Source organism: Achromobacter piechaudii NBRC 102461, assembly GCF_001571245.1.
Taxonomy (GTDB): domain Bacteria; phylum Pseudomonadota; class Gammaproteobacteria; order Burkholderiales; family Burkholderiaceae_B; genus Achromobacter; species Achromobacter piechaudii.
The window spans coordinates 70,244-90,680 of the sequence record NZ_BCTK01000012.1 but is presented as its reverse complement, the minus strand read 5'-3'; the positions used below and the strand labels follow the sequence as shown (position 1 = coordinate 90,680).

The following is a 20,437-nucleotide window of genomic DNA, read 5'->3' as shown; positions in this document are numbered from 1 at the left end:
CTATGCTTAATGTAGTGATCCTCGCCGCCGGACTGGGCAAACGCATGCAGTCCAACCTCCCCAAAGTGCTGCACACGCTGGCCGGCAAACCCATGCTGGCCCATGTGCTGGACAGCGCGCGGCAATTGAAGCCGGCGCGCATCATCGTGGTGGTGGGCCACGGCGCGGACCGCGTCAAAGAAGCTTTCGAAGGTCAGCCCGACCTGCATTTCGTGCTGCAACAACCGCAACAAGGCACCGGCCACGCGGTGCAGCAGGCGGTGCCGCTGCTGCAGGAAGGCAGTGGCAAGGACGACGTGACGCTGGTGCTGTACGGCGACGTGCCGCTGGTGCAACCGGACACGCTGCAACGCCTGCTTGATGCGCGTGGCGCAGGCGCCGCCGTGCTGACCGAAGTACTGGACGACTCCACCGGCTATGGCCGCATCGTGCGCGACGCCAAGGGCAACGTGTGCCGCATCGTCGAACACAAGGACGCCTCGGAAGCCGAACACGCCATCAAGGAAGTGAACACCGGCATCCTGACCGCGCCGACCGCCAAGCTGAAAGACTGGCTGACCCGCATCGACAACAAGAACGCGCAGGGCGAGTACTACCTGACCGACGTGGTGGGCCTGGCCGTGGCCGATGGCGTGCCCGTGGGCGCTGCGCAACCGGGCGCGGGCTGGGAAACGCTGGGCGTGAATAGCCGCGTGCAGCAGGCCGAACTCGAACGCCGCTGGCAGGCCGAGCAGGCCCGTCGCCAGTTGGAAGCCGGCGTCACGCTGGCCGACCCGGCTCGTTTCGATGTGCGTGGCTCGCTGACCTGCGGACGCGATGTGTTCATCGATGTGGGCTGCGTGTTCGAAGGCAACGTGACGCTGGCGGACGGCGTGCGCGTGGGTCCGCATTGCGTGCTGCGCGACGTGGCCATCGGCGCGGGCACGCAGATCGAAGCATTCAGCCATCTGCAACAGGCCGAAGTGGGCCGCGATGCGCGCGTGGGTCCCTACGCGCGCCTGCGTCCGGGCGCTGAGTTGGGCGACCGCAGCCACGTGGGCAACTTCGTCGAAATCAAAAAGAGCGTGCTGGGCGCCGACAGCAAGGCCAATCACCTGGCCTATATCGGCGATGCCGACATCGGCGAGCGTGTGAACGTCGGCGCGGGCACCATCACCTGCAACTACGACGGCGTCAACAAGCACCGTACCGTCATCGAAGACGACGCCTTCATCGGTTCGGACACGCAGCTGGTGGCCCCGGTTCGCGTCGGTCGCGGCGCGACGCTGGGCGCTGGCACCACGCTGACCCGCGACGCGCCGGCCGACAAGCTGACGGTATCGCGCGCCAAGCAGCTTACCGTTGAGGGTTGGCAGCGTCCCGCGAAGAAGTCGTGATGGCGCAGAACGACCCCACCCAGGACGCCGCCCCGGGTGGGCCCAAGGGCGGCGCCAAGAGCGCGCTGCCCGACGGCTTGCCGGCCCCGCGCCGGTATTGGGCGGCCGCTACCGTCATGACGGGCATCAGCCTGTCGGTGCTGGACACCACGATTGCCAACGTGGCGCTGCCCACGATCTCCGTCGACCTGAACGCCTCGCCGGCCCAAGCCGTCTGGATCGTCAACGCCTACAACCTGGCGGTGGTGATGACGCTGCTGCCCTTGTCGGCGCTGGCCGAGCGCATCGGCTTTCGCCGCATGTTCACCTTCGGCCTGATGTTGTTCACGTTGGCCTCCTTGGGCTGCGCGCTGGCGGGCACGTTGTGGCAGTTGACGGCGGCCCGCGTCTTCCAGGGCGTGGGTGCCGCGACCTTGATGTGCATGTTCGGCGGCCTGGTGCGCAACATCTATCCGCTGCATATGCTGGGCCGGGGCATCAGCATCAACGCCACCACGGTGGCCGTGATGTCGGTGCTGGGCCCGACCATCGGGTCCGCGATCCTGTCGGTCGCGCCCTGGCCGTGGATCTTCGCCGTCAACCTGCCGATCTGCGTGCTGGCCATGTTCGGCCTGCGCCATCTGCCCGAAGTGCCGCGCAACGACGTGAAGCTGGACTGGGTCAGCGCCTTGCTGTGCATGGTGACGCTGGGCGTCTTCATTTCGGGCGTCGACATGATGGGGCAGGACCTCTTGCGCGGAATCGGCCTGGTGGCCATCGCGACGGTGGCTGGCCTGGTGCTGGTGCGACGCGTGCGCAAGCAGCCCGCGCCGCTCGTGCCGGTGGACCTGCTGCGCATCCGGCCGCTGGCGTTCGCCGTGGGGGCGTCCGCCTGCACGTTCGCCGCGCAGATGGCGTCCTACGTATCGCTGCCGTTCTATTTTCAGCAGGTGCTGGGCCGGCCGTATCTGGAAGTGGGCATGCTGATGGGCGCGTGGCCCGTGGGCACCGCGCTCATCGCCCCACTGGCGGGCCGCTTGTCGGACCGCTACTCGGCGGCCACGTTGAGCGGCGTGGGCGCGGCGACGATGGTGGTCGGCATGTTGTGGCTGACCTTGCTGCCGGTCAATGTCTCGAATTGGCCCATCGTCACGGGCATGTTCGTGACGGGGGTGGGTTTCGGCTTTTTCCAGACGCCGAACAACCGCGCCATGCTGTCGGCCGCGCCCCGTTCGCGCAGCGGCGCGGCGGGCGGCTTGCAGGCCACCACCCGCGTATTCGGCCAGAGCTTCGGCACTGCGCTGGTGGCCATCGCGTTCAGCGTCAGCCTGGCGCACGGCCCCGGCCTGGCGCTGGTGCTGGGCACGATATGCGCCGCGCTGGCGGTGGTGGTCAACACCGTCCGGTTCAACAAACTGCGCGTCTGACGGCGGTTGCGCCCCTGGCTCCCGGCCGCTTCTATAATGGCGGCCGGCGCCTGGTTTCTTTTGCCAGGCGCGCGAAATTCCCTATTTTGAAGGCGTGCAGGCATGAAAATCACGGTCGTGGGTACCGGTTACGTGGGGTTGGTGTCGGGAGCGTGCCTGGCCGACATGGGCAACGACGTCATGTGTCTGGACGTGGACGCGGCGAAAATCGCGCTGTTGCGCCAGGGCGGCATCCCCATCTACGAGCCCGGCCTGGAAGACCTGGTCCGCCGCAACGTGCAGGCGGGCCGCCTGCAATTCACCGACGACGTGGCGCAAAGCGTGGCGTTTGGCGACGTCCAGTTCATCGCGGTCGGCACGCCGCCCGGCGAAGACGGCTCGGCGGACTTGAAGTACGTGCTGGCCGCCGCGCAGAACATCGCGCGCCACATGACGTCCCGCAAGCTGATCGTGGACAAGTCCACCGTGCCGGTCGGCACGGCCGACAAAGTGCGCGCGGTGGTGAACAAAGAACTGTCCGCTCGCGGCGTCGAGATTCCGTTCAGCGTGGCATCCAACCCCGAATTCCTGAAGGAAGGGGCGGCCATCAATGACTTCATGAGCCCGGATCGCGTGATCGTCGGCGCGGACGACGACTACACCGTCGGTGTCATGCGCCGCATCTACGAGCCCTTTCAGCGCACGCACGACCGCCTCATGGTGATGGACGTGCGTTCGGCCGAGCTGACGAAATACGCCGCCAACGCCATGCTGGCCACCCGCATTTCCTTCATGAACGAAATGGCCAACCTGGCCGAAGCGCTGGGCGCCGACATCGAGCAGGTGCGCCGTGGCATTGGCGCGGATCCCCGCATCGGCTACCACTTCCTGTATCCGGGCGCGGGCTACGGCGGTTCCTGCTTCCCCAAGGACGTGCAGGCGCTGGTCAACACCGCCGCTGAAAATTCGCTGCCCATGCGCGTTATCGAGGCGGCCGAAGCCGCCAACCATGCGCAGAAATTCCGCTTGTCCGAAAAGCTGGTCGCTCGTTATGGCGACGACCTGCGCGGCCGCAAGATCGCGTTGTGGGGCCTGTCCTTCAAGCCCAACACCGACGACATGCGCGAGGCACCCAGCCTGACCGTGATTGCCGAACTGACGCGCCGGGGCGCGGACGTGCGCGCCTATGACCCCGTCGCCATGCACGAGGCGGCGCGGGTGCTGGTCGGCCAGCCCGGCATCAGCTTCGCCACCGATATGTACGACGCGCTGGACGGGGCGGACGCGCTGCTGATCGCCACCGAATGGAAGGTCTTCCGCGCACCCGACTTCGACCGCGTGAAAGCCCTGTTGAAAGCGCCGGTGATCATCGATGGCCGCAACCTGTATACGCCGGCCGACGTGCGCGCCATGGGCTTCGAATACTCCGGCATCGGACGCGCATGAAAATCCTGCAACTGAACTTCGAAAAAGGCTGGCGCGGCGGCGAACGGCAGACGCTGTATTGCATGCGCGCTTTCCGCAAGGCCGGCCATGATGTCGAAGTGATGTGCCGGGAAGGCGCGCCGCTGGCCGAGCGCGCGCGCCAGGAAGGTTTTGTGGCGCACACGCGCCGCAATGTGCCGGGGCAACTGGCGTTCCTGGCCGGCGCGGGCCGCTATGACATCATCCACGCGCAGACAGCCAACACCATCACGTGGGCCGTGCTGACCAAATGGCTGCATCGCCGTCCGGTGGTGTTCTCGCGCCGCACCTCGTTCGTGGTCAAGCCGGGCGACGAATGGAAGACCGGGTTCAAATGGCGCCACGCCGATCTCTTCGTGGCCATCAGCGAGATGGCCGCCAGCGAACCGCGCCGGCTGGGCATCGAGCCCGTCATCATCCGCAGCGCGGTTGAGCCGCACGACATCAACGCCGACAACGTCGCCAGCCTGGTCCGGGAATTCGACCTGGATGGCAAGAAAGTCATGGCGACTTCCGCCGCGCTGATCCGCGACAAGGACCCGGTGACGCTTGTGCGCGCCGTGGGCGAACTGGCCAAGACCCGCCGCGACTTCGTCTTCCTGCACTTCGGCGCGGGCGGCAATCGCGAGCAAGAAGCCAAGGACGAGGTCCGCCGCCTGGGCATCGAGGACGTCTATCGCTTCGCGGGCTTTCGCCGTGGGGTCGAAGACTTCTACAGCATTCTTGACGTCTTCGTCATGAGCTCAGAGGAAGAGGCGCTGGGCAGCAGCGTGCTGGACGCCTTCCTGCAACATGTACCGGTTGTCTCCACCGACGCGGGCGGCCTGAAGGAAAGCCTGGCCGACGGCCGGGGCGTGCTGGTGGCCGTGGGCGATTACCAGGCCATGGCAGCCGGCATGGCCCGCTGCCTGGACGACGCGGCCTTCCGGCAAGACATCACCACGCGCGCCTACGACTACGTCAAGAGCGAACACGACGTCCAGAAGATGGGCAACCGCTATCTGGCGCAATTCGAGCGCCTGCTGGCCCGACGCTGAACCCGGCGCGGCCTTATCCGCGCACATCGATCCTGGTTTCGAACTTGGCGCGATGCACCGAGAAAAACGTGCGCACGTTGCGCACGTTGGCCTGGGCCGTGAACGCGCGGTGCACCAGCGCGTGATAGGCGGGCATGTCCTTGACCTGCGCGATCACCACGAAGTCCGGCCCCGGCGACACCCGATAGCACTGCAAGACTGCCGGTTCGGTCAGCATGCTCTGTTCAAAGGCGTCCAGGCTTTCAGCGGCCTGCACATCCAGCGTGATCTCGACAATCGCCGTCAGCGTGCTGCCCAGCTTTTCCGCCGCCAGGATCGCCACCTGCCGATCGATGACCCCTTCGTCCACCAGTCGGCGCACGCGCCGCAGGCAGGTCGGCGGCGACGCATGCACCCGCGCCGCCAGGTCCTGGTTGGTCAGCGAACTGTCTTGTTGCAGCTGCTCAAGGATGCGCAGGTCCAGATCGTCCAGCTCAGGCTGGAAATTCGCGGCATTTTGCATGATTAATTCAAAAACGTAGATTTAGCGAAAGATTATTTAATCACAATTATGTAAGTGAATTAACTTCCAAATTTGGCCACATTAAGAAATCAAATTTCTTCCCGGGGCGCGCACAATGCGTCGGTACACGAACTTAAGTGGAGTTTTCCTATGTGCGGCATTGTTGGCGCCGTCGCCCAGCGCGACATCACCCCGATCCTGGTTGAAGGTTTGAAGCGGCTGGAATATCGCGGCTACGACTCTTGCGGCGTCGCCGTCTATGCCGACGGCCATCTGCGCCGCACGCGCAGCACGCAGCGCGTGGCCGAGTTGGCGGATCAAGTCGCCCAGGACAAAGTCCAGGGCTTCACCGGCATCGCCCACACGCGTTGGGCCACGCACGGCGTGCCCGCCACGCACAACGCCCACCCGCACTTTTCGCACCTGGGCAACGACGAGCCGCGCATCGCGCTGGTGCACAACGGCATCATCGAAAACCACGACGAACTGCGCGCCGAGTTGCAGGCCGTCGGCTATGTCTTTGAAAGCCAGACCGACACCGAAGTCATCGCGCATCTGGTGAACCACCTGTATGCCGGCGACCTCTTCGAAGCCGTGCAAAACGCCGTACGCCGGCTGCATGGCGCTTACGCCATCGCCGTGTTCTGCCGCGACGAGCCGCATCGCGTGGTGGGTGCGCGCCAAGGCTCGCCGCTGGTGGTGGGCGTGGGCCAGAATGAAAACTTCCTGGCTTCCGACGCGCTGGCGCTGGCCGGCACGACCGACCAGATCATCTACCTGGAAGACGGCGACGTCGTCGACCTGCAGTTGTCGCGCGTGTGGATCGTCGACGCCAACGGCAAGAACGTGGACCGCGACGTGCACACCGTGCACGTGCATACCGGCGCCGCTGAACTGGGCCCGTACCGCCACTACATGCAAAAGGAAATCTTCGAGCAGCCGCGCGCCGTGGGCGATACGCTGCAAGATATCGAAGCGATCACCCCCGAGCTGTTTGGCGATGACGCCTACAAGATTTTCAAGGACATCGATTCGCTGCTGATCCTGGCTTGCGGCACCAGCTACTACGCCGGCCTGACCGCGAAGTACTGGATCGAATCCATCGCGAAGATCCCGGTGGCCGTTGAAATCGCCAGCGAGTATCGCTACCGCGACAGCGTGCCCAACCCGCGTTCGCTGGTCGTCACCATTTCGCAGTCCGGTGAAACCGCCGACACGCTGGCCGCGCTCAAGCATGCGCGTTCGCTGGGCATGGACAAGACGCTGACCATCTGCAACGTGTCCACCAGCGCCATGGTGCGCGAATGCAAGCTGTCGTACATCACGCGTGCCGGCGTCGAAATCGGCGTTGCATCGACCAAGGCTTTCACCACGCAGCTGACCGCGCTGTTCCTGCTGACCCTGGCGTTGGCGCAGGTGCGCGGCCACCTCAGCGATGAACAGGAAGCCGAGCACCTGAAGGCGCTGCGTCACCTGCCGGTGGCCATCGGTTCGGTGCTGGCGCTGGAACCGCAGATCATGGCGTGGGCCGACCGCTTCGCATCCAAGGAAAACGCCTTGTTCCTGGGTCGTGGCATGCACTACCCGATCGCGCTGGAAGGCGCGCTCAAGCTCAAGGAAATCAGCTACATCCACGCCGAAGCCTACCCGGCTGGCGAACTGAAGCACGGCCCGCTGGCGCTGGTGACGGAGCACATGCCCGTCGTGACCATCGCGCCCAAGGACGAGCTGCTGGAAAAGCTGAAGTCCAACATGCAGGAAGTGCGCGCGCGTGGCGGCGAGCTCTACGTCTTCGCCGACGCCGACAGCAAGATCCAGAGTGCCGAGGGCATGCACGTGATCCGCATGCCGGAAAACTACGGCAAGCTCTCGCCGATCCTGCACACGATTCCGCTGCAACTGCTGTCGTACCACACGGCATGCGCGCGCGGCACGGATGTGGACAAGCCGCGTAATTTGGCCAAGAGCGTGACGGTGGAGTGATTCCGGCGGCTATCGTTGTTTGGTGAAAACGATAAATAAAGTCGGTCGCAATGCTGGCGGCTGTTCTTGTCGTTATCTTGTCTCCAAATGCACCGCTGTAACTTCGAAAGTCGAGAAGGGCCGCAAAGCGGCCCTTCTTTTCGCTGCGCTGTATTGAGACCGAGGGCCCGTACAGCTTGCGCCCCGAGCCCGGCGCCATGGCGTCAATGGCCAGTGCCACTGAAGGCGGTTGCGCGCAGCGTGGCCTGGGCCTTTTACAACCTGATCTGCGTTTTTAAATGAAGTCCGTCCGCCAGCTACTGCCGGCTGGATTGCCCATGCATGTCGCCGACAGCATCCTCAACGGCCTGCAAGAGGCCGCCAACGAAATCAACCGCCGCAGCGATTGACTGCCAAATTCAGAACGGTTTGGTCGGGAGATACTTGCCGTCGAGCGTGATGACTGCACGTTCACCGCCTTCGGGGTCTGGCACCTTCTGGATGTCGAGTTTGAAGTTGATCGCGCTGATGATGCCGTCTCCAAATTTTTCGTGAACCAGCGCCTTCAGCGTCGAGCCGTAGACCTGCACCATTTCGTAGAAGCGATAGACGGTGGGATCGGTCGGAACACCACCCGGAATGCTGCCGCGCATTGGAATGGTCTGCAATAGACGCACGGCGTTTTCGTCAAGTCCGAGGCGTTCGGCGACCAAGCTCGCCGCGCTCTCCGGCAGCGCATGTTGACCGAGCAGCGCGGCGGTCGTGTACGCAATGCTCAAGCCAGTACCTTCGTTGATGGCTTCAAACGTGAGGTTCTTGATCATCTTCGCGTTAATGATCGTTTCCGTCAGTGCTACGCGTGCGTTCGGCGTGACTTGCGATTGGGTCATGGTGTTGCTCCTTAAGCAAACTAACTCGGTGGGATCGGCCGTCGGAATGACGCGCCGGGATTCAGTGCGACGCTACGAACTCGGTAGGCGTCGCTGTCGCCTGGGGATGCGCGGCGAGCGGCGCAAACTTTCCTGTCGCACCGTCCAGCGCTTCGATCAAGCCGGATTCGATGTCGTAGACCCATCCGTGCAGAGTTAGCCGGCCCTGCGAGAGTGCGAGCGCGACGGAGGGGTGAGTCTTGATATTGTTGAGTTGCGCGATCACGTTCTCGCGCACCATCGCGTCGACGCGGTCGCTCTCGCTCGCATGTTCACGAGATTCGTTGACGAGCTTCGCTGAGTCGGCGTAGCGCAGCCAGTTCGAGACTGCGGGCATATGGTCGAGGCACTTGCATGTCGCGATGGCGGTCATCGCGCCGCAGTCTGAATGGCCGCATATCACCACATCCGTCACACCCAGCGCGGCGACTGCGTATTCGACAGTCGCTGACACGCCGCCCGGCTCTGGGCCGAACGAAGGCACGATATTGCCCGCGTTGCGGATCACAAAGAGATCGCCCGGTTCCTGCTGTGTGACCAGCTCAGGAACCATCCGGCTGTCAGAACACGAGATGAAAAGCGTGCGCGGCGACTGGCGAGAGGCCAGCTTGCGGAACAACTCCCTGCGTTCGGGCACGATGTCCCGTTGGAACTTCAGAAAACCTTCGATGATCTCTTGCATGGTCTGCTCCATTCAATCTGCGTTTGTCGCGGTGTTTGTCAGTGCGCGCCGTCAGGGAGAGAATGAGCCAGCTCCGTCATAAGGTCCAAGACTTGTTTATGATGTTCTCCATAGGCAATACCAATAGTTATCCAGGGCAAGGAGCCGCGTCATGATGCTGCGTCATATCCGTTATTTTTTGGCGGTCGCGGAACACCGCAATTTCACGCGCGCCGCCGAAGCGCTGCACGTCTCGCAGCCCACGCTATCGCAGCAGATACGGCAACTGGAGGACGTGCTGCGCACGCAGCTGCTAGACCGTTCCGGGCGGCATGTGCAATTGACGGATGCCGGTGTGGCGTGGATGCGCTATGCGAAGCTCGCCTTGCAGGATCTTGACGCGGGTGTGCGAGCCATCCACGACGTCAGCGAACTGAACCGCGGCAGTCTGCGCCTTGCCCTGACGCCCACGTTCGCGGCGTATCTTGTGGCCCCCTTGATGGATCGCTTTCATGGCCTGCATCCTGGCATCACGATCGACATTCAGGAACTCACGCAGGATCAGATTGAGGCGCAGATCGCCGATGACAGGCTCGACGCCGGCATCGCCTTCGAACCCGTCCACTCTGCGGATATCGTAAGCGAACCTTTGTTTCGCGAGACGCTGAGTCTCGTCGTCGGTCGTGGCCATGCGCGCGCGACGCGCCGCAAGCCGCTTTCCGCCCAAGACTTCGCAAGGGAACGGCTAGTGCTGCTGAACAAGGCGTTCGCGACGCGGCGCTACATCGATGAATACTGCATGCAGAATCGGATTCGCCCGCAGGTTGCTATCGAAGCCAGTTCGATCGGCGCGATTGTCGAGATCGTGCGGCGGGGGCAGCTCGCAACCGTACTGCCTGACCGCATAGCGCGCGAGCATGCCGAGCTGCACCACGTGCTACTCGAACCGCCGCTTCCGGCGCGTACGGTCGTGCTGCTTCAACGCAAGGACGGTTATCGGACGGCGGCGAGCAAAGCCTTCGTTCAGGCTTTGAAGGAAGTGGTCGAGGTCTTCCGACGCTGATAGCGCGCTTACCCACCTAGCCAAATACTGGTGCGGTTGAAGTCGATGCTTGTCTCGAATAAGCGAAGCATCTCCTGCAGTAGCGGGCGATGGTCGTCGCGTCGAGACAGGAAGAAATATTGCAGCGGCGTTGGGCTGCTCTTTGTTTTCAGCATGTGAACCTTGCCGCGCTTTTCCAGCGCAACGGCCCAGCCCATGGGCAGAAGGCCGAACCCCATGCCATCAGCGATCAGCGATGCGACGACCGGCCAGCTATTGCACAGCAGCCTTGATGCGGGTTCCAGCCCATTAGCCTCAAGACAGGCATCGACGATTGCAGCCGTGCCGCTGCCGACTGGCAGGGTGATCAGTGGCAGTCCGTCAATTACCTTGGCAGTCAGGCTTTTCGGCGGCGCACCGGAACGTGTCCCAATGACCCAGCAGAGTTCGGCTTGGCCTACGGGTCGCAAGCGGATGTTCTCGCGTGGTGAGCGGCTGGCAGCGATCGCGAAGTCGAGCGAGCCGTCGCTTACCCGTTGTGCCAGACCACCAAGCGAACTTCCCGCCTCCACCGTGGGCTCCAGGCGCAGTGCCGGGTGAGCCAAGCGCACATTCGAGATCAGGATAGGCAGCCAGGTCAAAGCTGTTAATTCGCCGACACCGAAGCGGCACAGGCCCCGGAGCCCCTGGGTTTGCTTGAGCTGTTGTTCGATGTCATCGGCCTCGCGGATCAGGCTCTGCGCTCGCGGCAATAGCAAATCCCCTGCACTGGTCAACACGGCCCTGTGCCCGCTGCGGTCGAATAGCTCAACGCCCAGTGCTGTCTCCAGTTCCGATATGCGCTTGGACAGAGATGACAAAGACAAGTGAAGCCGGTCTGCCGCCACAAGAAAACTCGAACAAGTCGCCGCCCAGTAAAAGGCCTCAAGCTGTTTCAACGTCATCTACTTCGCCTAAATCGAATCAGATGCTGCGATTTTACTCGCTTTTGGAAAATTAGAGCCGGTCTTAGAGTGCGCGTGGTGGGTAAGCAATCTTGCCCGTGAAGATGAAACACACCGTGCTAGCACCGTGACCGACTGTTGACCACACACCGAGGAAAAACAATGAAGCGGCTTCTGTCGAGCTTGGCTCTTACGGCCTTGATTCCCTGCTTGGTTCAAGCCCAGCAGTTCCCGAACAAGCCCGTCACTGCCGTCGTGCAGATGGCGCCGGGTGGGCCGACGGATCTCATCGTGCGTGCGATTCAGGCGCAGATGGGGGCTGCTCTTGGAGAGCCGTTGGTCGTCGAGAATCGTTCCGGGGCCAGCGGGCTCATCGGCTTGAAGTATGTGCTGAGTGCGCAGCCTAATGGCTATACGGTCGGCATCGCGACAGGCACCTCGCATGGCGTTGCCGTGAATTTCTACAAAAACCTCCCGTACGACCCGCTTAAGGATTTCAAGTCGGTCGGAGGAATCGCCTTGGCGCCAGGCGTCGTGCTGACAAGAAAGGAAATCGCGCCCGACTGCAAGTTCGAGACGCTGGTTGCGAAGCTCAAGGCAAAGCCGGATGAATATAAGTTTGGGTCGCCCGGTGCAGGCACCTTGGGTCATATGTCGGCCGAAGCCTTCATGAGCGAGGTCGGCGTCAAGATGATGCATGTGCCGTATCGCGGCTTGGCGCCTGCGATCAGTGACCTTTACGGTGGCGTCATCGATGTGGTTTTCGACAACATCAGCTCGTCACAAGCCCACCTGAAGAGCGGCAAGATTTGCGCGATTGCGATCCAGGCGCCTGAACGGCTGGAAGCATTTCCAGATATTCCTACTTACCAAGAGCTGGGCTATCCGAATCTGAATCGGCCCGCCTGGTACGGAATGATCGTGCGCAGCGACACGCCCGATGATGTCGTTAAGCGTCTGAATACGGCGTTGAACCAAGCGCTTGAGACCGATGCGGTGAAAAAGACGTTCCAGGGTTTGGGGATTTCGGCGATCCCCGGCAGCCCGGAGCCTTTCCAGTTGCGCATGAAAGAGGAAATTGAATATTGGCGAGATGTCGTCGAACGCGTCGGCATCGCCAAGGAAACCCTTTGATCGACGCGCCGTGCGCCGCATGCGCATCCCCACCCATCGCGCATTGAATTTGGCGCGGCGCCAAACGCACACGATGGGTAAGCGTCGGCCCGACCTCTGTCGGTCATGGGCCGCCTCTTTCACTACGCATCCCTGCTTTCTCCAACGATGAGCTTCAACGAACTAATCCATCTGACCGCGACGCAAGCAGTCCAGGCGCTGCGCCGGGGCGACGTCTCGCCCCTTGATTTGATCGATGCCGCAGAGGCTCGCATCGCCGAGGTGGAGCCGCTGGTGAATGCGCTGCCGACGCTGTGCTTCGATCGTGCGCGAGAGCATGCAGGAAGGCTGATGCGCGCAGGGGCGGCAGCGCAGGACGGTTCGCCGGGTTGGCTCGCGGGACTGCCCATCACGATCAAGGACATGACGGATGTCGCGGGTGTGCGCACCACCTATGGATCGCCGATCTTCAAGGATCACGTACCCGGTCTCTCTCATCCGCTGGTCGAGCGTCTTGAAAGACAAGGCGGAATTGTTATTGCAAAGTCCAACACGCCGGAGTTTGCAGTCGGCGCCTCCACCTTCAACCAAGTATTCGGGCGGACACGAAACCCCTGGAACACGTCGCTGACTTGCGGCGGAAGCTCGGGAGGGGCCGCCGTGTCGGTCGCGACGGGAGAGGCTTGGCTGGCGCATGGCAACGATATGAACGGCAGCCTGCGACGCCCCGCCACGTATTGCGCAGTGGTTGGCTTGCGCCCATCGCCTGGAAGGGTGACACGAGGCACGGTAGATGATCTGTTCTCGCCGCTAATGGTCGAAGGCCCGATGGCGCGCAACGTTCCCGACCTTGCGCTGTTTCTCGATGCCATGGCCGGACTCTGCTTGCACGACCCGCTTACGCACGCCGCACCCAGCCGCTCGTACGTAAACGCCGTCGCGGTTGCCGAGCAGGAGCCGCCGCGGCGAATCGCCTACTGCGCCGATTTTGGCGGCAGCGTGCCGGTTGATAGCGAGACACGTGACCGCTGCGCCCAAGCCGTTCGTGCATTCGAAGCGCTGGGCTGCGTGGTTGATGAAGTCAGTCCAGATATCGGCGAATTGGATGAGGCCTCATTGATCCTGCGCAGCCAGGCGTTTGTCGTCGATCGCGAGCTGCTGATCAATGCGCACCCAGACATGATCAAGGCTGACATCGTCTGGAATACGGAAATCGGCTTGAAGACCAGCCCGTCCCGGATAGCCTGGGCGCAGAGGCGGCGAACCGCATTCTTTCGCCAGATGACTCGCGTGTTCGAGCAGTACGACCTGTTTGTCACGCCGGGAGCATCGACGCCGGCCTTCGACGTCAACTTGCGGCATCCGGCCACGATCGCCGGCACCAAGCTCGACAACTATTTGGCGGGGTCGATGCTTAACGGCGCCATCACGCTCACCGGCTGCCCGGCCTTGTCTGTTCCTTGCGGGCTCGATCAGTTCGGCAGACCCATTGGCCTGCAACTTGTTTCCCTGCCTCATCGTGAGGATCGATTGCTCCAAGCCGCCGCATTGTTTGAGCGTATTGCAGGGTTTAGGAGTGGGGTTCCGATAGACCCGCGATTTGGCGAAGTTCCACCTGCCGAATGACTCAATCGCGCCCGCCACGAAGTCGCGGCAGTCGTCGGTCAAAAGGTTCGCTAAAGGTGGACTTTCCATTTGATAAATGATCGCCCTTAAATCACGAAAGCAGTAATTGGAGTGCAACTATGAATACCTCGATCAATCCCCAATCGCTACCGCTACGCCCGTACCGTGTATTGGATCTGACACGAGTGCGCGCGGGCCCCACGGCCGTCCGTCAGTTAGCCGATTGGGGCGCTGATGTGATCAAAATCGAGGAGCCGGTCGACGAGGGCAACGAGACCGAGATGGGCGGCGTGCGGCTCGGTCCTGACTATCAGAATCTGCATCGCAACAAGCGCAGCCTTACGCTGAACCTCAAGTCGCCGGAAGGCGTGCGCATCCTGAAGGAGCTGGCGAAGGACGCGGATGTGGTGGTTGAAAACTATCGCCCCGACGTCAAAAAGCGCTTGGGTATCGACTATGAGACGCTGAACGAGATCAATCCCCGCCTGGTCTACGCGAGCATTTCTGGTTTTGGACAGGACGGACCCTATGCGCGGCGTCCCGGCTACGACCAGATTATTCAGGGGATGACCGGAATGATGTCTGTGACGGGCATCCCCGGTCATGGACTCGTTCGCGCAGGTATTGCCATCGCCGATACGACGGCCGGAATGTATGCGGCGATGGGCATCCTGATGGCGCTACTGGACCGCGAGCGCAGCGGGAAAGGACAGTGGATTCAGACATCGCTGCTTGAGTCGCTGCTCGCCGTCATGGATTTTCAATGTGCACGCTGGCTGGTCGCCGGCGAGGTCCCGACCCAGGCGGGCAACGATCATCCGACGATCATCCCCACAGGGAATTTTCCGACTCGGGACGGCATGATCTGCATTTGCGTATCTGGCCGGGTGATGTGGACCCGTCTGTGCAAAACGCTGAACCGTGAAGACTGGCTTACCGATCCGCGATTCGAAACGAATAAGGCGCGTTCGGCCAATCGAGAACAGTTAAATGCTGAACTCTCGGAGATCTTCTCCGGCAACACCACCGCCCATTGGATAACGTTGTTGAATGACGCCGGCCTGGCTTGTGGTGCGGTCAATAGCATCGACCAGGCATTCGAAGATGCGCAGGTTCAGCATCTGGGTGTGAGATGGCCTGTGAGTCACCCCCAGCTTGGGGAGATCGGATTGGTGGGGCAGCCCTATCGCACGAGCCGACATGTTGCCCAGCTTGCGCGGGTAGCGCCAATGCCTGGCGAACACACGATGGAAATCTTGCGTGAGGCCGGGCTTACTGTTGAACAAATTCACGAACTGAAGGAAAGCCATGTCATCTGATTCCCTGATGCAAAGCGCAAGCGTGCCGCAGATCCATGCTCACATCGATGGCGCGATTGGCCGTCTGGTGATCGACAACCAGCCCAAGAAGAATGCACTGACGTTCGACATGTGGGCCAGCCTTCCCGAGCAGATCGGCCGACTCGATACGGATCCAGACGTTCGGGTCATCGTGGTCGAGGGCGCGGGGGGTAAGGCCTTCGCGTCGGGGTCCGACATCTCGCAGTTCGGCGAGAAGCGCAACAACGCGGAAAACGTGAAGCTCTACAACGATAACGTTGATCGGGCCATCTCCGCCTTGGCTTCGGCGCGCAAGCCGACGGTTGCACGAGTGCTTGGCTACTGCTTTGGTGGCGGGGTGGCGCTCGCGCTGCATTGCGACCTGCGCTATAGCAGCGAGGACGCGACGTTCTGCATACCGGCTGGCAAGGTGGGGGTCGGCTACAACGAGCTTTGGCTGCAAAGGCTCGGATGGATGGTCGGGCCCTCCAATGCAAAGGAAATCATGTTTACGGCCCGCCGCTACGGCAGCGCGGAAGCCTTTCGCATGGGACTCGTGACACGGGTTCTTGGCGAACCTGATTTCGATCAGATCGTTGCGGATATTGCCGGGCTGGCCCCGCTGACGCATGAGGCCAGCAAGATCGCCATAGACGCTGGCGCGCGTGGTTTCGATCAGGGCCGTAAGGCGAGCCAAGACGCGATCATGCGGTGCTTCATGAGCCAAGACTATGTCGAGGGCCGTGACGCGTTCACGGCAAAGCGCGCGCCCAAGTTCACAGGACGTTGACGTTCGGAAGTCCCTGTCATCGAGTCGACCGACGAGCCTGGCGCAGTGCGCCAAGCCGTTCGTGATCGCTTGTCGATGGCCGGGGCCCGCCAAAGTTGCCTTGGGTGCGTACGGCCAATGAGCCCTGCGCTTCTGTCCAACTACATGACGCCATAAAAATAATCAGGAGACGCTATGACCATTTTGATAAATCGACGCCGCTGCATGGCAATGCTTGCTCTGGCGGCATTAGCAGCGCGTGATGTGCGAGCCGCGACCAAACAAGTCAGGTTTGTCCTGCCTTATCCGGCAGGTGGCGGCGCAGACAACCTTGGCCGAGTTCTGCTCGCCCGCGCGAGCGCCGAACTCGGCGAAGTTTTCGTTATCGAAAACCGGCCTGGCGCCGGGGGCACAATCGGCGCCGCCCTAGTGGCCAATGCAGCGCCGGACGGCCAGACCTTTCTCTACGATGCGACCAGTCACGCTATCAATCCGTTTCTGTATCCGAAGCTGCCGTACGTGACGACGAACTTCGTGCCGGTCTTTTTGGCCGGTCGGGTGCCTAACATCCTGGTCACGCATCCTTCTGTCGAGGCGAATACGGTCGCGGAGATCATCGCCTTAGCCAAAGCGACGCCAGGAGGGCTTGATTTCGCCTCGTCGGGTAATGGCACCGTTCAACATCTGGCGCTCGAACTGTTCCAGCGTCAGGCAGGCGTCAAGCTGAACCACATTGCGTATAAAGGTGGTTCCCAAGCGCTGGCCGACGTTGCGGGTGGGCATGTCAAGTTCTACTTCAGCAATGCGGCAGCTTGCACGTCCTATATTCAGAGCGGTACGGTTAAGGCCATTGCGCATACGGCCGAGGGCCGCCTGGCGCAGTTTCCATCTTTGCCAGCGATAGGCGATACCGTGCCAGGGTTCGTGATTTACGAGTGGAACGGTGTATTTGCGCCGAAGGGAACGCCCGCTCAACTCGTGCTGGCGTTGAATAAGGCGCTGAATACGACCGTTGCCGATCCCGAGATCCGCAAACGAACCGACTTCTTCAGCGCGCTGACCTCGCCCAATACGCCCGACGAGTTCGCCCGATTCCTGGCGGCGGAAATGGAACGATGGGGCCAGCTCATCAAAAGTGCAGGGATCAAACTAGGCTGAACGAGATGGACCACACGAAAGATCAAGCTGTGAAAGTTGACCCCGCAAGCATTGCGCAATCGATAGAGCCGCCGGCGATCGCCGGGCCGGTCGACCATCCGCGACGACCAAGCTGGAAACCCCCCGCCGGTGCGTGCGACAGCCACGCGCATCTCTTTGGTCCTACCGACCGCTTTCCTTACACTGAAGGACGTGGCTATACGCCGCCCGAGGCGCCGCTTGAACGCTACCTGGGCCTGCTCGATCACCTTGGCTTGGACCGCGGTGTAATCGTTCAGGGAAATTCTCATGGCTACGATAATCGCGTGGTGCTCGACGCCGTCGAACGCGAACCCCAGCGGCTACGGGGGGTCTGCATTACCGATAATCGGGTCGGTCCCGCAGAACTGAAGCGCTGGGATGCCTCCGGCATACGTGGCCTGCGCTTTCACCTGTTTGCGAAGTCAAATCAGCCGGGCTATTTGCGTGGCGTCGGCTGGGATGTACTGCAAAGTTTCTTGCCTACGATGCGTGACCTGGGGTGGGTCGTGCAACTGTGGATCGACTGGCAACTCTTGCCCGACATCGTGGACGACATCGCGTTGCTTGGGCGACAAGCACCGGTGGTAATTGACCACGTCTTGAGCCTGCCCGCGTCTCGGGGCGTCGCGGATCCGTCGTTCCAGTCGCTCTTGAAGCTGGTGGGCGACGGGCTTGTCTACGCAAAGCTTTCTGCTCAGAACCGTCAATCGGATGACCGCGATCGCTATGACGACGTGCGTCCTATGCACCAACAGCTGGTGGCTGCCAATCCCGAGCGCTTGCTTTGGGGCAGCGATTGGCCGCACACGTCGAGTCCTGCTGATCTCATGCCTGACGATGGCGCGTTGGTCGATCTGCTTGAGCGTTGGGTGCCTTCCCCCGCGATACGAGAAACCATTCTTGTGCACACGCCACAGCGTTTGTTCTGGAATCACTGATTGGCTTACCTCTGACGGCGACGCCTGGATGAAGGGCGCGTTGAGTGCCATTCATGATGAACCGCAGCTGCCGACTGTATCCGCCCCTTTGGAGAAAGACGTGAACTTGCCCCCTGACCCAATCGGAGTGGTGGGCCTGGCTGATTACGGCCAGCGCCTGCGCGACGGCAGGACGACAGTAGTCAAGACGGTGCAAGACTACTTGGATCGTATCGAGCGGCTTGATTCGCAGTTGCGCGCCTTTGTTTATACCGACCCAGAATCGGCGCTTCGTGCTGCTTCGGCCATAGATGCTCTCTTGGCCAGTGGTACAGATCTTGGCCCCCTGATGGGTGTGCCGGTGGCAGTGAAAGACGTGTTGGCGGTGGCGGGAATGCCGACTCGCGTTGGCTCTGATGTCGATGTAGAAGATTTGGTCGGTGCAGAGGGCGGCTTCATTGGGGCTTTGCGGCGTGCGGGCTGCGTCATACTCGGCAAGACGCAGACCGTTGAGTTTGCGCTAGGGTCCGCCGGTACGAATTACCGGCGCGGAACTCCTCGAAATCCTAGGGACCCACACCACTTTCGCGTGCCTGGCGGTTCCTCCAGCGGCTCTGCTGTAGCCGTGGCGGCGGGCCTGTGCGCGCTCGCAGTCGGTACTGACACCGGAGGCTCGGTCCGAGGCCCCGCTGCATTCTGCGGCATCTTCGGTATGAAGTTTGGGGGGCTTTCAATGCCAGATGACGGCATGTTCTCCATGAGCCGGAGTCTTGACTCGCTGGGTCTGTTCGCACCGCGAGCGGTAGATGTTGCGATTGCGTGGGAGGCACTGTCGGGGCAGACGGTGCCCAGTGTCGACCTGGGCGCCGTCAAGTTAGGGTTGCCTCGATCCTATTTCTTCGACGGGCTTGCGCCAACGATGGCGGCATGTGTGCGCGAAGGAGTGGATGCTCTGGCAGCAGGTGGCGCGCGGGTCGTGCCATTTGATATGCCCGCGCTTTGCGAGACCGATGCTATCTATACCGATGTTGCGCGCCCTGAGGCGCTTGCGATGCTCGGCAGCGAACGGTTCCAGGAGATGCGCCCGCGGCTGAATCCAGACGTGGCTCATCGAATTGCCGCGGGGCTGGAGATATCAGAACAACGCTACTTGGCGGCGCAACGTCGCCGTCAGGTGCTGCTTTCTGAAGTCCATGCCACTTTCGAAAACTTTGACGCATGGATCGCGCCGGTCAAACAGCATTTTCCGCCGATCTACCCCGACGACTTCCCAACCGCCGACGCGGAAACGGCGATGGAAAGCCGTTGCTTCGGACCCACCCGACCGGCAAACATTTTTAATCTTTGCGCAAGTGCGCTGCCACTCAGGCTGCGCCATGAACTATTGCCTGCCGCGTTGCAGTTATTGGCGCCGGCGGGCCAAGAGGCGCGCTTGCTGGGTCTGTCCATTGCATGTGAGCAGGTGGTTGGCTCCGCCAGCCTGCCGGACATGTCGAGTTGGTTGCACTCGACTTGAAATGCGCGGCGATGAACTGCCCCTGTTGCATCCGGAAAGTCAGGCTGAATAGGGCGAAATAGGAAGCGGAGCTCAATCCCACGCGGGCTGGACGCTCCGGCTCACCATTCTTGCGATCGTTCAGAGTCCCAATTCCGACAAGCCCGGATGATCGTCGGGCCGGCGGCCCAGAGGCCAATGGAACTTCCGCTCCGATTCCTTGATCGGCATGTCGTTGACGCAGGCGTAGCGGCGATGCATCAGTCCATCAGGCATGAACTCCCAGTTCTCGTTGCCATAAGAGCGGAACCAGTTGCCCGCGTCGTCGTGCCACTCGTAGGCGTAACGCACCGCAATCCGGTTGCCATCGTGCACCCAGAGTTCCTTGATGAGCCGGTAGTCGAGCTCCTTCTTCCACTTCCGATCCAGGAAGGCCTGGGCTTCTGTCCGGTTATTGGCGAACTCGGCGCGATTGCGCCACTTGGTATCCAGCGTATAGGCCAGCGCGACTTTCGCGGCATCGCGCGTGTTCCAACCATCTTCGGCGAGCCGTACCTTCTGAATGGCGGTTTCCTTGGTGAACGGCGGCAGCGGGGGGCGAGTTTCCATGATTGCTCCTGGGAAAAAGTAAGTAGAACGATCTGTCTACGTGTGCAGATTAATGCAAGTAGAACGACCTGTCTACTACTGATTGCGACGGGTGGACCGATCTGTCTA

Annotated in this window: 18 protein-coding genes; 13 read left to right on the top strand and 5 right to left on the bottom strand. The window is 61.8% G+C overall.

Going from position 1 to position 20,437, the window contains the following annotated elements; all coding sequences use genetic code 11:
* The first annotated feature begins 2 nt into the window (after positions 1 to 2).
* From glmU to API01S_RS21785, 4 genes are all read left to right on the top strand, one after another.
* Positions 3 to 1,376: a bifunctional UDP-N-acetylglucosamine diphosphorylase/glucosamine-1-phosphate N-acetyltransferase GlmU gene (gene glmU, locus API01S_RS21800; RefSeq protein WP_006216880.1), complete on the top strand. Its 1,374-nt coding sequence runs from the start codon at positions 3 to 5 to the stop codon at positions 1,374 to 1,376.
* Positions 1,376 to 2,782 (top strand): MFS transporter, encoded by a 1,407-nt coding sequence (locus API01S_RS21795; protein ID WP_061306138.1) that lies wholly within the window; start codon positions 1,376 to 1,378, stop codon positions 2,780 to 2,782. Before glmU ends, API01S_RS21795 begins: the two co-directional genes overlap by 1 nt.
* A 102-nt stretch (positions 2,783 to 2,884) precedes the next feature.
* Positions 2,885 to 4,207, top strand: a complete 1,323-nt coding sequence (locus API01S_RS21790) for a UDP-glucose dehydrogenase family protein (RefSeq protein WP_006216882.1) — start codon at positions 2,885 to 2,887, stop codon at positions 4,205 to 4,207.
* Complete coding sequence (locus API01S_RS21785; RefSeq protein ID WP_061306137.1) at positions 4,204 to 5,262, top strand: glycosyltransferase family 4 protein; 1,059 nt, start codon at positions 4,204 to 4,206, stop codon at positions 5,260 to 5,262. The genes API01S_RS21790 and API01S_RS21785 overlap by 4 nt, the downstream gene beginning before the upstream one ends.
* A 13-nt stretch (positions 5,263 to 5,275) precedes the next feature.
* On the opposite strand, the gene API01S_RS21780 is transcribed toward API01S_RS21785, so the two are convergent.
* Positions 5,276 to 5,764: an Lrp/AsnC family transcriptional regulator gene (locus tag API01S_RS21780; protein WP_006216884.1), complete on the bottom strand. Its 489-nt coding sequence runs from the start codon at positions 5,762 to 5,764 to the stop codon at positions 5,276 to 5,278.
* 150 nt (positions 5,765 to 5,914) lie between these two features.
* Between API01S_RS21780 and glmS the strand changes: the two genes are divergently transcribed.
* Positions 5,915 to 7,747, top strand: a complete 1,833-nt coding sequence (gene glmS, locus API01S_RS21775; protein WP_006216885.1) for a glutamine--fructose-6-phosphate transaminase (isomerizing) — start codon at positions 5,915 to 5,917, stop codon at positions 7,745 to 7,747.
* A gap of 398 nt (positions 7,748 to 8,145) precedes the next feature.
* On the opposite strand, the gene cynS is transcribed toward glmS, so the two are convergent.
* Together cynS and API01S_RS21765 are read right to left on the bottom strand one after the other, a co-directional pair.
* Complete coding sequence (gene cynS / locus API01S_RS21770; RefSeq protein WP_061306136.1) at positions 8,146 to 8,616, bottom strand: cyanase; 471 nt, start codon at positions 8,614 to 8,616, stop codon at positions 8,146 to 8,148.
* A 61-nt stretch (positions 8,617 to 8,677) separates the two neighbouring features.
* The gene (locus tag API01S_RS21765; protein WP_061306215.1) at positions 8,678 to 9,337 is read right to left on the bottom strand and encodes a carbonic anhydrase; all 660 of its coding nucleotides are present in this window, start codon (positions 9,335 to 9,337) and stop codon (positions 8,678 to 8,680) included.
* A gap of 151 nt (positions 9,338 to 9,488) precedes the next feature.
* On the opposite strand from API01S_RS21765, the gene cynR reads away from it, so the two are divergent.
* Positions 9,489 to 10,379, top strand: a complete 891-nt coding sequence (gene cynR / locus API01S_RS21760) for a transcriptional regulator CynR (protein ID WP_061306135.1) — start codon at positions 9,489 to 9,491, stop codon at positions 10,377 to 10,379.
* A gap of 8 nt (positions 10,380 to 10,387) precedes the next feature.
* Here cynR and API01S_RS21755 read toward each other — a convergent pair whose 3' ends face one another.
* The gene (locus API01S_RS21755) at positions 10,388 to 11,302 is read right to left on the bottom strand and encodes a LysR family transcriptional regulator (RefSeq protein WP_061306134.1); all 915 of its coding nucleotides are present in this window, start codon (positions 11,300 to 11,302) and stop codon (positions 10,388 to 10,390) included.
* Positions 11,303 to 11,464: 162 nt separating this feature from the next.
* Here API01S_RS21755 and API01S_RS21750 point away from each other — a divergent pair, with 162 nt between their 5' ends.
* The 7 genes from API01S_RS21750 (at position 11,465) to API01S_RS21720 (ending at position 19,741) form a co-directional block, all read left to right on the top strand.
* The gene (locus API01S_RS21750) at positions 11,465 to 12,436 is read left to right on the top strand and encodes a Bug family tripartite tricarboxylate transporter substrate binding protein (RefSeq protein ID WP_082305970.1); all 972 of its coding nucleotides are present in this window, start codon (positions 11,465 to 11,467) and stop codon (positions 12,434 to 12,436) included.
* Between the two features lie 147 nt (positions 12,437 to 12,583).
* On the top strand, positions 12,584 to 14,041 hold the full coding sequence (locus API01S_RS21745) for an amidase (RefSeq protein ID WP_061306133.1): 1,458 nt from the start codon (positions 12,584 to 12,586) through the stop codon (positions 14,039 to 14,041).
* A gap of 119 nt (positions 14,042 to 14,160) precedes the next feature.
* The gene (locus tag API01S_RS21740) at positions 14,161 to 15,360 is read left to right on the top strand and encodes a CaiB/BaiF CoA transferase family protein (RefSeq protein WP_050728235.1); all 1,200 of its coding nucleotides are present in this window, start codon (positions 14,161 to 14,163) and stop codon (positions 15,358 to 15,360) included.
* Positions 15,350 to 16,150, top strand: a complete 801-nt coding sequence (locus API01S_RS21735) for an enoyl-CoA hydratase-related protein (protein WP_084802478.1) — start codon at positions 15,350 to 15,352, stop codon at positions 16,148 to 16,150. Before API01S_RS21740 ends, API01S_RS21735 begins: the two co-directional genes overlap by 11 nt.
* Positions 16,151 to 16,324: 174 nt before the next feature.
* Positions 16,325 to 17,287 (top strand): tripartite tricarboxylate transporter substrate binding protein, encoded by a 963-nt coding sequence (locus API01S_RS21730; protein WP_061306131.1) that lies wholly within the window; start codon positions 16,325 to 16,327, stop codon positions 17,285 to 17,287.
* 5 nt (positions 17,288 to 17,292) lie between these two features.
* On the top strand, positions 17,293 to 18,246 hold the full coding sequence (locus API01S_RS21725; RefSeq protein WP_167351732.1) for an amidohydrolase family protein: 954 nt from the start codon (positions 17,293 to 17,295) through the stop codon (positions 18,244 to 18,246).
* Positions 18,247 to 18,274: 28 nt separating this feature from the next.
* Positions 18,275 to 19,741 carry an amidase gene (locus tag API01S_RS21720; RefSeq protein ID WP_061306129.1) on the top strand — a complete coding sequence of 489 codons (1,467 nt, stop codon included), beginning with the start codon at positions 18,275 to 18,277 and terminating at the stop codon, positions 19,739 to 19,741.
* A gap of 120 nt (positions 19,742 to 19,861) precedes the next feature.
* Here the strand turns inward: API01S_RS21720 and API01S_RS21715 are convergent, their stop codons facing one another.
* Positions 19,862 to 20,329 (bottom strand): nuclear transport factor 2 family protein, encoded by a 468-nt coding sequence (locus API01S_RS21715; RefSeq protein ID WP_050728230.1) that lies wholly within the window; start codon positions 20,327 to 20,329, stop codon positions 19,862 to 19,864.
* Between the last annotated feature and the right edge of the window lie 108 nt (positions 20,330 to 20,437).

Excerpts from the sequence above, each read along its gene's own strand:
- glmU (WP_006216880.1), top strand. The coding sequence starts at position 3 with ATGCTTAATGTAGTGATCCTCGCCGCCGGACTGGGCAAACGCATGCAG.
- API01S_RS21795 (WP_061306138.1), top strand. The coding sequence starts at position 1,376 with ATGGCGCAGAACGACCCCACCCAGGACGCCGCCCCGGGTGGGCCCAAG.
- API01S_RS21790 (WP_006216882.1), top strand. The coding sequence starts at position 2,885 with ATGAAAATCACGGTCGTGGGTACCGGTTACGTGGGGTTGGTGTCGGGA.
- API01S_RS21785 (WP_061306137.1), top strand. The coding sequence starts at position 4,204 with ATGAAAATCCTGCAACTGAACTTCGAAAAAGGCTGGCGCGGCGGCGAA.
- API01S_RS21780 (WP_006216884.1), bottom strand. The coding sequence starts at position 5,764 with ATGCAAAATGCCGCGAATTTCCAGCCTGAGCTGGACGATCTGGACCTG.
- glmS (WP_006216885.1), top strand. The coding sequence starts at position 5,915 with ATGTGCGGCATTGTTGGCGCCGTCGCCCAGCGCGACATCACCCCGATC.
- cynS (WP_061306136.1), bottom strand. The coding sequence starts at position 8,616 with ATGACCCAATCGCAAGTCACGCCGAACGCACGCGTAGCACTGACGGAA.
- API01S_RS21765 (WP_061306215.1), bottom strand. The coding sequence starts at position 9,337 with ATGCAAGAGATCATCGAAGGTTTTCTGAAGTTCCAACGGGACATCGTG.
- cynR (WP_061306135.1), top strand. The coding sequence starts at position 9,489 with ATGATGCTGCGTCATATCCGTTATTTTTTGGCGGTCGCGGAACACCGC.
- API01S_RS21755 (WP_061306134.1), bottom strand. The coding sequence starts at position 11,302 with ATGACGTTGAAACAGCTTGAGGCCTTTTACTGGGCGGCGACTTGTTCG.
- API01S_RS21750 (WP_082305970.1), top strand. The coding sequence starts at position 11,465 with ATGAAGCGGCTTCTGTCGAGCTTGGCTCTTACGGCCTTGATTCCCTGC.
- API01S_RS21745 (WP_061306133.1), top strand. The coding sequence starts at position 12,584 with ATGAGCTTCAACGAACTAATCCATCTGACCGCGACGCAAGCAGTCCAG.
- API01S_RS21740 (WP_050728235.1), top strand. The coding sequence starts at position 14,161 with ATGAATACCTCGATCAATCCCCAATCGCTACCGCTACGCCCGTACCGT.
- API01S_RS21735 (WP_084802478.1), top strand. The coding sequence starts at position 15,350 with ATGTCATCTGATTCCCTGATGCAAAGCGCAAGCGTGCCGCAGATCCAT.
- API01S_RS21730 (WP_061306131.1), top strand. The coding sequence starts at position 16,325 with ATGACCATTTTGATAAATCGACGCCGCTGCATGGCAATGCTTGCTCTG.
- API01S_RS21725 (WP_167351732.1), top strand. The coding sequence starts at position 17,293 with ATGGACCACACGAAAGATCAAGCTGTGAAAGTTGACCCCGCAAGCATT.
- API01S_RS21720 (WP_061306129.1), top strand. The coding sequence starts at position 18,275 with ATGAAGGGCGCGTTGAGTGCCATTCATGATGAACCGCAGCTGCCGACT.
- API01S_RS21715 (WP_050728230.1), bottom strand. The coding sequence starts at position 20,329 with ATGGAAACTCGCCCCCCGCTGCCGCCGTTCACCAAGGAAACCGCCATT.